This is a genomic window from Nocardiopsis dassonvillei, from assembly GCF_964273065.1.
Lineage (GTDB): Bacteria > Actinomycetota > Actinomycetes > Streptosporangiales > Streptosporangiaceae > Nocardiopsis > Nocardiopsis dassonvillei_B.
Genome location: NZ_OZ186815.1, coordinates 5,175,602 through 5,189,130, shown reverse-complemented (window position 1 = coordinate 5,189,130; position 13,529 = coordinate 5,175,602). Strand labels below are relative to the sequence as shown.

Genomic DNA, 13,529 nt, shown 5'->3' with positions numbered 1-13,529 from the left:
ACAACCTTCGATTTCGGTTGCGCATTCCACCCTGGCGCGTGGCAGGATCGGAGCCGAATCGACAACCGATCCACCGGCCCAGACGACGCTCCGTCCAGAGGTTTCCCCCGGCCCGAGCCGTCGCCCCGGTGCAGCGATCCGGCCGGCGACGACGGCGGCCGTGGAGGGAGCGTGGCGTGGCAGGGAACCTGACCCGGGACGAGGCTCGGGAGCGGGCGCGCATTCTGAGCGTCGACTCCTACGACGTGGAGCTCGACCTCACCACCGGTGACGAGACCTTCCGATCCACCACCGTGGTCCGCTTCTCCTCTTCGGAGCCGGGTGCGCGGACGTTCGTGGAGCTGGCGGCGCCGCGCGTGCTGTCGGCGACGCTGAACGGGGCGGAACTGGACCCGGCCGAGCTGTTCGACGGAGAGCGCCTGGCGCTGCCCGAGGTGGCCGCCGACAACGAGCTGACCGTGGTGGCCGAAGCCGCCTACATGCGCACCGGTGAGGGCCTGCACCGGTTCGTGGACCCGGTGGACGACTCGGTGTACCTGTACACCCAGTTCGAGACGGCCGACGCGCACCGCATGTTCGCGTGCTTCGACCAGCCCGACCTGAAGGCGACGTTCGAGCTGACGGTGTTCGCCCCCCCGTCGTGGACCGTGGTGTCCAACAGCGCCCCCGACGTGACGCGCGAGGAGGCGGGCGAGGAGCGGGTGCGCTGGCACTTCCCCGCCACCGAGCGCATGTCCACCTACATCACGGCGCTGGTCGCGGGCCCGTACCACGAGGTGCGCGCCGAGCACGACGGCATCGACCTGGGCCTGTTCTGCCGGGCGTCGCTGGCCGAGCACCTGGACTCCGAGGCCCTGTTCGAGGTCACCAGGCAGGGTTTCGACTTCTTCCACGACCTGTTCGGGGTGCGCTACGCCTTCGGCAAGTACGACCAGCTGTTCGTGCCGGAGTTCAACGCGGGCGCCATGGAGAACGCGGGCGCCGTCACGTTCCTGGAGGACTACGTCTTCCGCTCCCGGGTGACCGACGCCCGCTACGAGCGGCGCGCCGAGACGATCCTGCACGAGATGGCGCACATGTGGTTCGGCGACCTGGTCACCATGCGCTGGTGGGACGACCTGTGGCTGAACGAGTCCTTCGCCACCTACGCCAGCGTGTACTGCCAGGCCAACGCCACCAGGTGGACGGACGCCTGGACCACGTTCGCGAACGTGGAGAAGTCCTGGGCGCTGCGCCAGGACCAGCTGCCCTCCACCCACCCGATCGCCGCCGACATGGTCGACATCCAGGCGGTCGAGGTGAACTTCGACGGCATCACCTACGCCAAGGGCGCCTCGGTGCTCAAGCAGCTGGCGGCGTACGTGGGCGTGGACGCGTTCTTCGCGGGCGTGCGGGCCTACTTCCAGGAGTTCGCCTTCGGCAACACCGAGCTGAAGGACCTGCTCAAGCACCTGGAGGCGGCCTCGGGCCGGGACCTGTCGGGCTGGTCGCGCGAGTGGCTGGAGACCACCGGCGTCAACACGATGCGGCCGGACTTCGAGGTGGACGCGGACGGGAACTTCACGTCGTTCGCGGTGCTCCAGGAGGCCGCCCCCGAGCACCCGACGCTGCGCTCCCACCGGCTGGCGATCGGCCTGTACGACCGCACCCCCGAGGGCATCGTGCGCCGCGAGCGCGTGGAGCTGGACGTCAGCGGCGCCCGCACCGAGGTGGCCGAGCTGGTCGGCAGGGCCCGCCCGGACCTGGTGCTCATCAACGACGACGACCTGACCTTCACCAAGATCCGGCTGGACGAGCGGTCCCTGGCCACGGTCGTGGAGGGTATCTGCGGCATCCGGGAGTCGCTGCCGCGGGCGCTGGCCTTCGGGGCCGCCTGGGACATGACCCGCGACGGCGAGATGCCCGCCCGCGACTACGTGGACCTGGTCGTCTCCGGTATCGAGGGCGTGGACGACGTGATGGTCGCCCAGACGCTGCTGCGCCAGGCCGTCTCGGCGCTGCACAACTACGCCGACCCGGCCTGGCGCCCGTTCGGCTTCGAGCGGCTGTCGGAGAGGCTGCGCGAGCTGTTGACGGCCGCCGAGCCCGGCGGCGACCTCCAGCTGGCCTACGTCAACGCGCTGGCCTCCAGCGCGGTCGGCGACGCCCACCTGTCCCTGATCCAGGGGCTGCTGGACGGCGCGATCACCGTTGACGGCCTGGTGGTGGACACCGAGCTGCGGTGGACCCTGCTGCGCCGCCTGGTCGCCACCGGCAAGGCGGGCGAGGCGGAGATCGACGCCGAGCTCAAGAACGACCCGACGGCCGCCGGGCAGCGGCACGCCGCCGGTGCGCGGGCCGCGATCCCCACCGCCGGGGCCAAGGCCGCGGCCTGGGAGCGGATCGTGGGAGAGGAGCTCGCCAACGCCGAGTTCCGGTCGGTGCTGCTGGGCTTCGTCGAGCCGGGCCAGGCCGACCTGTACCGGCCCTACGTGGAGAAGTACTTCGCGCAGCTGGCCCCGGCCTGGGAGAAGTGGACCGGCGAGTTCGCGCAGACCTTCGCCGAGTTCATGTACCCGGGCGGCCTGGTGGAGGAGGCGACGCTGGAGCGCACCGACGCCTACATCGCCGAGAACTCCCCGGCTCCCGCGCTGCGCCGCCTGCTCGTCGAGGGGCGCGCCGGTGTGGAGCGGGCGCTGAAGGCCCGTGCCGTGGACATCGCCGCGGGTGACGCCCGCCAGTAGGGTCCGCGGATTCGCGGTCGGACGGCCCCGGGGAGGACGCGCCTCCCCGGGGCCGTCCGCGTCCTCGGACACCGCGGGACGGCGCTACAGGGTGCGGCCGCTGCCGTCTCCGAGCGGGCCCAGGGTGCGGCGGATGCGCGCCACCATGCGGGGGTCGGCGAGCAGCTCGTCCACCAGGACGGGCTCCCCCTCCCCGTTGGTGAGGGGGATCCGCCAGTTGGGGTACTCGGTGCTGGTGCCCGGCTGGTTCTGCATGCGCCGCTCCCCCACCACGTCGGTGAGGGCCACCCCGACCATCCGGGCCGGGGTCGCCATGAGGTAGGCGTGCATCGCGGCGACCACGGCGGCCGGGTCGGCGAGCGGCTCGGCCTCCTCCTCCAGCATCCCCAGTTCCACGAGCAGGGCCCGCCAGCGCTCCACCCGGGCCTCGGCGTCGGCCCGCTCCTCCTCCACCGGCCGGGACAGCAGGCCCAGGCGGTCGCGCAGCTCGACGTGCTCGGCGGACAGGAACGACGCCACCGGGGGCAGGTCGTGGGTGGCGACCGTGGCCAGGCAGTCGGAGCGCCAGTCCCCGGGGGCGCGCGGGCGGCCGCCGGGCTCCTGCTCGAACCACAGCACCGAGGTCCCCAGGATGCCCCGGTCCGCCAGGTGGTCGCGCACCCACGGCTCGACCGTGCCCAGGTCCTCGCCGATGACGACGGCGTCGGCCCGCCGGGCGGCCAGCAGCAGCGCGCCCACGGTGCCCTCGTGGTCGAAGGTGACGTAGGTTCCCTGGTCGGCGGAGGCCCCCTCGGGCACGCACCACAGGCGGAACAGGCCCATGATGTGGTCGATGCGCACCCCGCCGGAGTGGCGCAGGGCCTGGCCGAGGATCTGCCGCAGCGGCCCGTAGCCGCGTTCGGCCAGGCGGCGCGGGTGCCAGGGCGGCTGTCCCCAGTCCTGGCCCAGGCTGTTGAACTCGTCGGGCGGTGCGCCCACGTGCAGGCCCTGGACGAGGGCGTCGCCGAACATCCAGGCGTCGGCCCCGCCCGCCTGCACCCCGATGGCGAGGTCGTGCACGATCCCCACGTCCATGCCGCCGGCGCGGGCGGTGGCCTGGGCCTGGGCGAGCTGCTCGTCGAGGAGCCACTGGAGCCAGCGGTGGAACTCCACGGCGGGCCAGCGGGCCAGTGCGGCCCGGCCCACGGCCTCGTCGCCGACGTCGCGCAGGTGGGCGGGCCAGGTGCGGTGGTCGGAGCCGTACTCCTCGGCCAGCGCGGACCAGGTGGCGAACTCCACCAGGGGCTGCCCCTCGCGTTCGAGGTAGCCGCGCAGGGCGGCCTCGCGGCCCGGCGCCCGGGGCACCTGGAAGAGGATCTCCAGGGCGGTCCGCTTGGCCTCCCAGACGGCGTCGCGGTCGAGCAGGTCGGCGGTGCGTCCGCGCTCGCGCAGCGGTCGGGCCAGGCGCTGGATGCCCTCGCGCTGGGCTGGGTCCAGGCGGGCGTACTCGGGGACGTCCTCGATGCGGAGGTACAGCGGGCTGGCGTAGCGGCGGCTGACCGGCAGGTACGGGGAGGGTTCCACCGGGACGAGGGGCTCGGTGGCGTGGACCGGGTTGATGAGGACGAAGTCGGCGCCCAGGTCGCGGGCGCTCCAGTCGGAGACCTCGGAGAGGTCGCGCAGGTCGCCGATGCCCCAGGAGGCGCGGGAGCGGACGCTGTAGAGCTGGGTCATGACGCCCCACAGGCGCGGGTTCTCGCGCAGGGCGGTGGGCTCGATCCGGTCGGGGACGACCAGCAGCGGCGCGTCGTGCTCGGTGCCGCGGTGGGTGACGCGCAGTGTGTGGACGCCCAGGGGCAGGCCCTGGTCGAAGGGCAGCAGGGAGCCGTCGGCGGTCTCCACGGTGCTGTGCACCCCGTCGGGCAGCACCGGGTCGGGCGCCTTGCCCTCGCGCAGGACGACCGCGGGCGGGAGCAGGCCCGGTTCCCGGTCGGGCGGCCCCTGGTCCGGGTCCGCGCCCAGGGCGGCCAGGACATGGCGGATGACGTCGAGGTCGACCGGGACCCTGCGGCCCCGCCAGTCCTCGTAACTCGTCGCGACACCGTACTGCTCGGCCAGTCGGGCCAGCTGAACGTCCCTCACAGAAACCGATCATGCCCTACCCGGGGCTCCGTACACCGCAAGGACGGACCGGTACCGGCCGATCGGGTGCCCGTTCCGGCCGCCCCGGGGGGAAAGGCGGGATCGTTCCGGGGCCCGCCCGGCGCGTCGCGGACCCGGATCCGGCGATCCGCCGGACGGGGGCCATACCTCCGGTCATATCGATAATCGGATGACCCGTTACCTGCACACTCTGCATAATCTGGGGTGTGCTCGCGAACTACCGGCGGCTCTTCGCCGTCCCCCATGTCCTGTCCCTGCTGGCCTGGTCCCTGACGGCGCGGTTCTACACCCCCGGCCTGATGATCGCGGTCACCTTCCTGGTGGTCGACTGGACCGGTTCCTACTCGCTGGCCGGCCTGGTGGCGGGAGCGTTCACGCTGGGCATGGCGCTGGTGGGGCCGCTGCGCGGGAGGATGGCGGACAGGGGCGGCACCGACCGCCTGGTGCTGGTGTGCGGTGTGCTGTTCACGGTGGGGCTGCTGGCACTGACGTGGCTGCCGGGCTCGCTGTGGTGGGTGTCCATCCCCCTGGCGCTGGGCACAGGCCTGTTCGGCACCCCCGCCAACCAGATCGTTCGGGCCCTGTGGCCGCGGCTGACGAGGGGCCCGGAGCGGCAGGCGATCTACGCGGCCGAGGCCACGACGCAGGAGCTGCTGTTCGTCCTGTGCCCCATCCTGACCGCCGGTGTCGTGGCGTTCGCCGGAGCGCGCTGGGCGCTGGTGATGCTCGCGGTGATGGGCCTGCTGGGCGCGCTGGGATTCGCCCTGGCGCTGCGCCGGGCCGGGCTGACCGGGCCGGCGCCCCTGGAGGAGGGGGCGGCGCCGGTGGCCGCCGGTCCGCGCCGGAGCCTGCTGCGCGAGCCCGCCCTGGTGGTGCTGTTCGTGATGTGCCTGCTGATGGTCAGCGGGATCATGGGCGTGGACATGGTCATCGTCGCCTGGGCCAACGAGCTGAACGCCCCGCACCTGGTCATGGTGCTGGCGTCGGTGTGGGCGCTGGGCTCGCTGGTGGGCGGCGCGATCGCGGGCGGCCTGCGGGGCCGGCCGCGGCTGGTGCGGCGCTCGTTCGCCTCGGCGGCGGGCGTGGCGGTGCTGCTGCCGTTCACGCCGCCGCTGGTGGAGCTGTCCACCCCGCTGTGGGTCGCTCCGCTGCTGTTCCTGTCCGGGCTGGCGATCGCTCCGACGCTGGCCGCCACGATGGGGCGGCTGGGCGACCTGGCGCCGTCCGACCGGCGCGCCGAGGCGTTCGGGTGGATGGCCACGGCCCTGGGTACCGGCGGCGCGCTCGCCGGTCCGCTGTCCGGTGGCCTGATCGACCTCATGGGGATCTCGGGCGGTGCACTGGGGGCCGCCCTGCTGGTCACGATCGCGGCGCTGCTGAGCCCGCTCGTCCCCGGGGCCCCGGCCGATGCCGCGCGGACGGCCCCGGTGGAGGCCGCGGAGATCGCCGGGGCCGCGCCCCCCGCGGGTGCGGCGGGGATGGTCGCCCCGGTGGCGGAGACCGGCGGTCCCCGGCCCCCGGGGCCCGGGGACTGAGCCGGGGCGCCGGCCGGCCGGACGTGCTCAGTCGTTCCAGACCGGGGGCACCCGGTCGGCCCAGGGCCGGGCCCGCTCCAGCTGCGCCGCCAGGGACAGCAGCAGGGGCTCGCCGCCCATCCGGCCGGTGACCATGGAGCCCAGCGGGGCACCGTCGGGCGCGTGGTGCAGGGGCACGCTCATGGACGGCTGCCCGGTGACGTTGAAGACCGAGGTGAACGGGGTGAAGGCGGTCATCCGCCGGAACTCCTCCTCCGGCCCGTCCCCGGTGAAGTACCCGACGGGCACCGGGGGGAGGGCCAGGGCGGGGGTGACCACCGCGTCGTAGGGCTCGGTGGCGGCCAGCCACGACCGGACCCCGCGCTGGAGGCGGGCGCAGGCGGCGATGTACTCCGGGACCGGGAGTGCGCGGGCGCGTTCGCGCAGCCAGCGGTTGAGCTCGCCGAGTTCGGACTCGCGCCCGGCGGGGACCGGGGTGGCCGAGGCCATGGCCGCCCAGATGAGGGAGAAGTCTTCGGTGAAGGTGCCGCCGAAGTGGGCGTCGCCGGGCTCGGGGATCTCCTCGACCTCGTGTCCCAGGTCGGCGAGCAGGCGCAGGGTGGACTCGTGGGCGGCCAGGACGTCGGGGTGGACGTGCAGTCCGGCCGAGCCGGTGTCGGCGTAGTGGCCGATGCGCAGCCGGCCCGGTGCGCGGCGGGCGTGGTCGGCGAAGGTCTCCCCGGCCGGCAGTGGCGGGGCGGTGTAGTAGTCGCCGGGGCGGTTCCCGGACATGACGTCGAGCATCAGCGCGGCGTCGGCCACGTGGCGGGAGAGGGGACCGCTCGTGGACAGGCCGACGAGGTCGGGCTTGACCGGGGCGCCGGAGATGCGGCCCCGGGTGGGTTTGAGGCCGAACAGCCCGCAGGCCGAGGCCGGGATGCGGATGGACCCGCCGCCGTCGCTGGCGTGGGCGACGGGGGCCAGCCCGGCGGCGACGGCCACGGCCGCGCCTCCGCTGGAGCCGCCCGGGGACAGGGCGGGGTTCCAGGGGTTGCGGGCGGGCGGGGCGACGGCGTTCTCGGTGTAGCAGCTGGAGCCGAACTCGGGGGTGTTGGTCTTGCCCGTGAAGACCGCCCCGGCGGCGCGCAGGCGGGCGACGGTGTCGGAGTCGACGGGGGCGACGCCGTCGGCCAGGGCACGGGAGCCGTAGGTGACCCGGACACCGGCGAGGAGGTCGAGGTCCTTGATGGGGACGGGGACCCCCAGGAGCGGGGGCAGACTCTCCGGCGTGTCGCTCATCACCCGCTTCTCGGCATATCGGGCTTGTTCCAGAGCCTTTTCCGCTATGACCGTAATGTAGGCACCGTGGGCGGGGCCGTGCCGGTCGGTCCGGACCAGAACGTGCTCTGTGATCTCACGAGGGGACAGTTCACGACTGTGGACCATCGCGGCGAGCCGGTGGGCCGGAAGGTCATGGATCTGGGTCATACCGACCCAGGTTAGCGGGCACGCCAACGGGCACCACGAGAGGTGGAACCGAAGTTCTCTGGAGAGATCGGCGAAACATCTATCCTTCCCTGCCCCTGCGGCTCCGACACCACCCCGAGCCACAGAACAAGGGAAGAAAAGTGTGAGAAGTAATGCACTAGGACTCGGATATGAGTGGAACTAACCTGTCCGACGTGGAATCGGCAACCAGAGTGAACCCGTCGCCCCAGAGGCCGGAGCCGGAAAGGCCCGAGGGCCTCTTCTTCCCCAACCAGAAAAAGCAAAAGGACATTTCGGGCACAAGGGCACTTTATGGAGCCCTCCGCGAGAAGGGGTCCGTCCGCAAATGGGCCGTGCGCGGAGCCGTGGCCGTGGCCGTCGCGGTCGCCTGCGGCCTGGTCACCTCCGACTGGCGCATCGGCGCGACCCTGGGCATCGCCGCCATGGTCGGCATCTCGGTCCACCAGTCCCGGCGCGAGTCCGAGATCGCCCGCTGGCGCAAGCCATCGGCCGCCCAGCGCAAGACCGAGGTCCAGCTGAAGGTGATGAAGCAGCTCGGCTACAAGGTCCTGCACGCCCGCGCGGTACCCGGCGGCAACGGCCAGATCGACCACTTCATCGTGGGTCGGCGCGGCGCCTTCGCCATCGACTCCGAGTCGTGGGACAAGCGTCTGCCGCTGCGCAACAAGCTCGAGCAGCTCTACCACGGGCGCTTCAACAAGAACCAGCGCATCGACGAGGCGCTGGAGGAGGCCAAGCGGGCGGAGGAGCTCATCAGCAAGGAGCTCGGCCGCGAGATCAAGGTGCGCGCCTCCCTGGCCATCTACGGTCCCGGCATGCCCTGGGACAGCCACCGGCTGCGGGGTGTGGACATCATCTCCGGCACCAAGGTCCGCAAGTGGCTGCGCAGCGGCCGGGACCGCCTGACCGAGCAGGAGATCGAGGAGATCTACCGGGCCGCAGAGCGGGTCCTCCCACCGCGCCCCTGAACCACGGAGCGGCAGGCCCGGACGGACCACAGCGCAGTGGCCGCCGGGCCTCACGTGTGTCCGGGGCCGGACGGCACCCGGAGCCGAACAGGCAGAATCCCGACCCGTCTCGGTATTCGGACCGCCCGTCTTTCCCGCTGAGACCGCGAGCGCACCGGAAGGGGACTACCATCGAGGGGAAACACCCGCAACGATGGGAGTCCGCGCCATGCCACCCCTACGCTCACGCACCGTCACCCACGGCCGGAACATGGCGGGAGCGCGCGCCCTCATGCGCGCCACCGGCGTACAGAGCGAGGACTTCGGCAAGCCCATCGTGGCCGTGGCCAACAGCTTCACCCAGTTCGTCCCCGGCCACGTGCACCTGCGCGAGGTCGCCGACGTCGTCGCCGACTCCGTGCGCGCCGCGGGCGGAGTCCCCCGGGAGTTCAACACCATCGCCGTCGACGACGGCATCGCCATGGGCCACGGCGGCATGCTCTACTCGCTGCCCAGCCGCGAGCTGATCGCCGACGCCGTCGAGTACATGGTCAACGCGCACTGCGCCGACGCCCTGGTGTGCGTGTCCAACTGCGACAAGATCACCCCGGGCATGCTGCTGGCCGCGCTGCGCCTCAACATCCCCACCGTGTTCGTCTCCGGCGGGCCGATGGAGGCGGGCAAGGTGACCGTCGTCAACGGCACCGCCACCACCGTCAAGAAGCTCGACCTGATCAACCCGATGATCGCCGCGGCCGACGAGAGCGTGTCGCAGGCCGAGCTGGACGAGATGGAGGAGAACGCCTGCCCGACCTGCGGTTCGTGCTCGGGCATGTTCACCGCCAACTCGATGAACTGCCTCACCGAGGCCATCGGCCTGGCCCTGCCCGGCAACGGCACCGTCCTGGCCACCCACACCGCCCGACGGGCCCTGTACGAGGACGCCGGACGGCTGGTCGTGGAGGCGGCCCGGCGGTACTACGGGCAGGACGACGACTCGGTCCTGCCGCTGTCCATCGCCACCCCGGCCGCGTTCGGCAACGCCATGGCCCTGGACGTGGCCATGGGCGGGTCCACCAACACGATCCTGCACCTGCTGGCCGCCGCCACCGAGGCGGGCGTGGACTTCGGCCTCACCGACATCGACGCGGTCTCCCGCCGGGTGCCGTGCCTGGCCAAGGTCGCCCCGAACACGGAGAAGTACCACATCGAGGACGTCCACCGGGCGGGCGGCATCCCCGCCATCCTGGGCGAGCTGGCCCGCGGCGGGCTGCTGGACACCTCGCTGCCCACCGTGCACGGCAAGACCGTCGGCGAGTACCTCGCCGAGTGGGACATCGCCTCCGACACCGTCCTGCCCGAGGCCGTGGAGCTGTTCCACGCCGCCCCCGGCGGCGTGCGCACCACCCGGGCGTACTCGCAGAGCACCCGCTGGGACAGCCTGGACACCGACCGGGAGAAGGGCTGCATCCGCTCCGTCGAGCACGCCTACACCAAGGACGGCGGCCTGGCGGTGCTCTTCGGCAACCTCGCCCCGGACGGCGCGATCGTCAAGACGGCGGGCGTGGAGGAGGAGCTGTGGACCTTCTCCGGGCCGGCCAAGGTGTTCGAGTCGCAGGAGGACGCCGTGGACGGCATCCTCGGCAAGCGGATCGAGCCCGGCGACGTCGTGGTCATCCGCTACGAGGGCCCCAAGGGCGGCCCGGGCATGCAGGAGATGCTGTACCCGACGAGCTTCCTCAAGGGGCGCGGCCTGGGCAAGGCGTGCGCGCTCATCACCGACGGGCGCTTCTCGGGCGGTACCTCGGGCCTGTCCATCGGCCACGCCTCCCCGGAGGCGGCCGCGGGCGGCGACATCGCCCTGGTCGAGGACGGCGACATCATCGGCATCGACATCCCGAACCGGAGCATCGTGCTGGAGGTGCCCGAGGAGGAGCTGGACGCCCGCCGCGAGCGCCTGCTCAAGGAGCTGGGCCGGTTCCAGCCGCGCGACCGGCAGCGGCCGGTGACCGCCGCCCTGCGCGCCTACGCCGCGATGGCCACCTCGGCCTCCACCGGCGCGGCCCGCGACGTGTCCCAGATCGAGCGCTGACCTCTCGGCGGGGGGCCGGGCCCGGAGCGGGCCCGGCCCCCCGCCGCGCTCACGGCCGCGCGGCGCCGCGGGCCCGGCGGAGGAGGACGGTCCCCACCGCCACGAGCGCGACCGCGCCGGCGAGGACCATCACCGCCGGGGGCGAGGACCGGTCCACCACCGCTCCCCCGGCCAGCGCGCCCAGGGAGAGCGTGGCCTGGAACGAGGCGGTGAAGAGCACCGCGGAGACCTCGGGCGAGCCGGGCACCGCCCTGGAGAAGAGGGTCTGGGAACAGACCGGCACGGCACCGTAGGCCGCTCCCCACAGCACCAGCAGGGTCAGGGAGCCCACCGCTCCCCCGCCCAGGACCGGCAGCAGGAGGGTGGCGGCGGCGATCAGCGCGGCGGCCCCCGCGAAGGCGGCGCGGGGACGCCGTGCCGCGGCCGCACCGCCCAGGAAGTTCCCGGCGACCCCCGCCGCGCCGTAGGCGAGCAGGTGGACCGTGACGAGTCCGGGCCCCGCCCCGGTCACCCTCTCCAGGAACGGGGTGATGTAGGTGTAGGCGGCGAAGTGGGCGGACACGACGAGGAACGTCAGCACCAGGGCGAAGCGGGTGCCGCTCCCGCCGAGCGCTCCGGCGAGCGCCCCCGCACGGGTCGGCTCCCGGGCGGGCAGGGGCGGTACCACCGCGAGCAGCAGGGCGAGGACTCCGAGGCTGAGGACCGCCAGGGCCGCGAAAGCGGTCCGCCACCCCGCCACGTCCCCCACGAGCGTCCCCAGGGGGACGCCGAGCACCGAGCCCAGAGGGACCGCCGCGAAGACCACCGAGGTCGCCCGGGCCGTCCAGGCGGCGGGGACCAGGCGGCCGGCCAGCCCCGCACCGATGGACCAGAAACCGCCGATGGTCACGCCGACCATCACCCGGGCGAGCAGCACCGGCCAGTAGCTCGACGCGAGCGCGGTGACGAGGTTCGCCGCCGCCAGCAGCAGGACGAACACCGCCAGCATGGCGCGGCGGTCCACTCCCCCGGTGAGGACCGTGATCAGGGGTGCCGCGACCGCGGCCAGCAGACCGGGCATGGTCATCATCAGCCCGGCGGCCCCGTCCGAGACGGTGAAGTCGGCGCCGATGGAGGTCAGCAGTCCGATCGGCAGGATCTCGGTGGTGACGATCGCGAAGATCCCCAGCGCCACCGAGAGCACGGCGAGCCAGGAGAGCGGGGAGGGGCGCTCCGGTGCCGCGGAGGCTCCGGGGAAGGCCGGGGAGGGACTCGGTGAGGCAGGGGTCGTCATCGGTACGGGGTCCCGTCCGTCAGGGGTTCACAGGGATGCGGTCCCCATTGCAGCAGGGGTCGTACGCCCCGGACCGGCGGTTTCCGGCCGTCGACAGCGGCTCCGGGCACCGTCGGCGCGCGGGCCGACCGCCCCGGCCGGCGGAGAGCGGGCGGCGTGCGTGCCCCTGGTCTGCGGTCCGTCACAGGTGAAGGGGCGGCCCCGTCGGGGCCGCCCCTTCACCTGTGGACAACGCGCGGTCAGCCGCAGCAGCCGCCCCCGCAGCAGCCGCCGCCACCGGAGGCGGGCGCCGGGGCCAGTCCGCCGACGGCCACCGTGGACAGCAGTCGCACCGTGTCGTCGTGTCCCTGCGGGCAGGCGGCCGGGTCCCCGGACTCGGACATCGGACGGGAGAGCTCGAAGGTGTCACCGCACTCGCGGCACCGGAAGTCGTATCTGGGCATGCCTCCAGGATACGGCCGCCGCCCCGGCCCGGAAGGGTCCCCATGGAGAACCGCCCCCGGCCGCCCGTCGAAGGCGTACCGGAGGCGGCGGGGCGGATCGGGGCCGGGACGCGCTGTCCCCGCCGCCGGGCGCGTTCGGAGCCGTCAGGCGGCCAGGTGCGCCATGTAGGGCTCCCACTGCGGATCACCGTGCAGGTCCCCGTTGATCAGCCGCCAGTGCGGGCCCTTGGGCACCTTGGGGGTGACGTTCAGCTCCCAGCCGAGTTCGTCCAGGAACTTGTCGGCCTTGCGGTGGTTGCACGGCTTGCAGGCGGCCACGACGTTCTCCCACACGTGCGCGCCGCCGCGGCTGCGCGGGATGACGTGGTCGATCGTCTCCGCCTTCTTGCCGCAGTAACCGCAGGTGTTCCGGTCGCGGCGCATCAGCGCCACGCGGGTGAGGGGCACCCTGCGGCTGTAGGGAACAGTGATGTAGCGCCTGAGCCGGATCACCGACGGCACCTCGTAGGAGTGCGTCGCCGAGTGGAGCACCGCCCCCGCGTCGTCGCGGTGGACGACCTCCGCCTTCTCCCGCAGCACGAGCAGGATCGCCCTGCGCAGCGGCAGTGTCGTGAGTGGTTCGAAACTCGCGTTGAGAAGCAGCACGTGCCGGCGGGCGGTTGGACCGCCCTCCCTGCTGCGCGCGCCGCTCATCGCGCCACTCCGGCCGTCGGGTGCGACGACCGTGTCTCTTCCCCGGCCAGCCGTTCGGCCAGCCAGGAGACCTCCCTGTGCACCGATCCCGCGATCGGTGGCTCTGTACGCCTTGCCACACGGACCTCCCGGTGGTCCCGCCGAGTTGCGTCCCGCATTCAGTGTGCGCGGTGGGGAGGCTCCGGCGCCACCC

At 73.1% G+C, this 13,529-nt stretch carries 9 protein-coding genes; 4 read left to right on the top strand and 5 right to left on the bottom strand.

Annotation, left to right across the window (positions count from 1 at the left end; translation table 11 throughout):
* Positions 1-176 precede the first annotated feature (176 nt).
* Entirely contained in the window at positions 177-2,723 is a 2,547-nt protein-coding gene (pepN, locus tag ACSUPR_RS23175) for an aminopeptidase N (RefSeq protein ID WP_436886839.1), read from the top strand.
* An 84-nt stretch (positions 2,724-2,807) separates the two neighbouring features.
* Here pepN and malQ read toward each other — a convergent pair whose 3' ends face one another.
* Positions 2,808-4,844: a 4-alpha-glucanotransferase gene (malQ, locus tag ACSUPR_RS23170; protein ID WP_436886838.1), complete on the bottom strand. Its 2,037-nt coding sequence runs from the start codon at positions 4,842-4,844 to the stop codon at positions 2,808-2,810.
* Between the two features lie 227 nt (positions 4,845-5,071).
* On the opposite strand from malQ, the gene ACSUPR_RS23165 reads away from it, so the two are divergent.
* A complete protein-coding gene (locus ACSUPR_RS23165) occupies positions 5,072-6,400 on the top strand; it encodes an MFS transporter (RefSeq protein ID WP_436886837.1) in 1,329 nt (442 codons plus the stop codon).
* A gap of 27 nt (positions 6,401-6,427) precedes the next feature.
* Here the strand turns inward: ACSUPR_RS23165 and ACSUPR_RS23160 are convergent, their stop codons facing one another.
* Positions 6,428-7,867 carry an amidase gene (locus ACSUPR_RS23160; RefSeq protein WP_436886836.1) on the bottom strand — a complete coding sequence of 480 codons (1,440 nt, stop codon included), beginning with the start codon at positions 7,865-7,867 and terminating at the stop codon, positions 6,428-6,430.
* A 194-nt stretch (positions 7,868-8,061) separates the two neighbouring features.
* Between ACSUPR_RS23160 and ACSUPR_RS23155 the strand changes: the two genes are divergently transcribed.
* Both ACSUPR_RS23155 and ilvD read left to right on the top strand, forming a co-directional pair.
* Positions 8,062-8,856, top strand: coding sequence for a nuclease-related domain-containing protein (locus ACSUPR_RS23155; RefSeq protein ID WP_436886835.1), 795 nt, complete (start codon positions 8,062-8,064; stop codon positions 8,854-8,856).
* Between the two features lie 208 nt (positions 8,857-9,064).
* Entirely contained in the window at positions 9,065-10,927 is a 1,863-nt protein-coding gene (gene ilvD / locus ACSUPR_RS23150; protein ID WP_436886834.1) for a dihydroxy-acid dehydratase, read from the top strand.
* A 49-nt stretch (positions 10,928-10,976) separates the two neighbouring features.
* Here the strand turns inward: ilvD and ACSUPR_RS23145 are convergent, their stop codons facing one another.
* The 3 genes from ACSUPR_RS23145 to ACSUPR_RS23135 form a co-directional block, all read right to left on the bottom strand.
* A complete protein-coding gene (locus ACSUPR_RS23145) occupies positions 10,977-12,200 on the bottom strand; it encodes an MFS transporter (protein ID WP_436886833.1) in 1,224 nt (407 codons plus the stop codon).
* Between the two features lie 239 nt (positions 12,201-12,439).
* The gene (locus tag ACSUPR_RS23140) at positions 12,440-12,643 is read right to left on the bottom strand and encodes an FmdB family zinc ribbon protein (protein ID WP_436886832.1); all 204 of its coding nucleotides are present in this window, start codon (positions 12,641-12,643) and stop codon (positions 12,440-12,442) included.
* A gap of 144 nt (positions 12,644-12,787) precedes the next feature.
* Positions 12,788-13,288 (bottom strand): HNH endonuclease, encoded by a 501-nt coding sequence (locus ACSUPR_RS23135; protein WP_436886831.1) that lies wholly within the window; start codon positions 13,286-13,288, stop codon positions 12,788-12,790.
* Positions 13,289-13,529 lie beyond the last annotated feature (241 nt).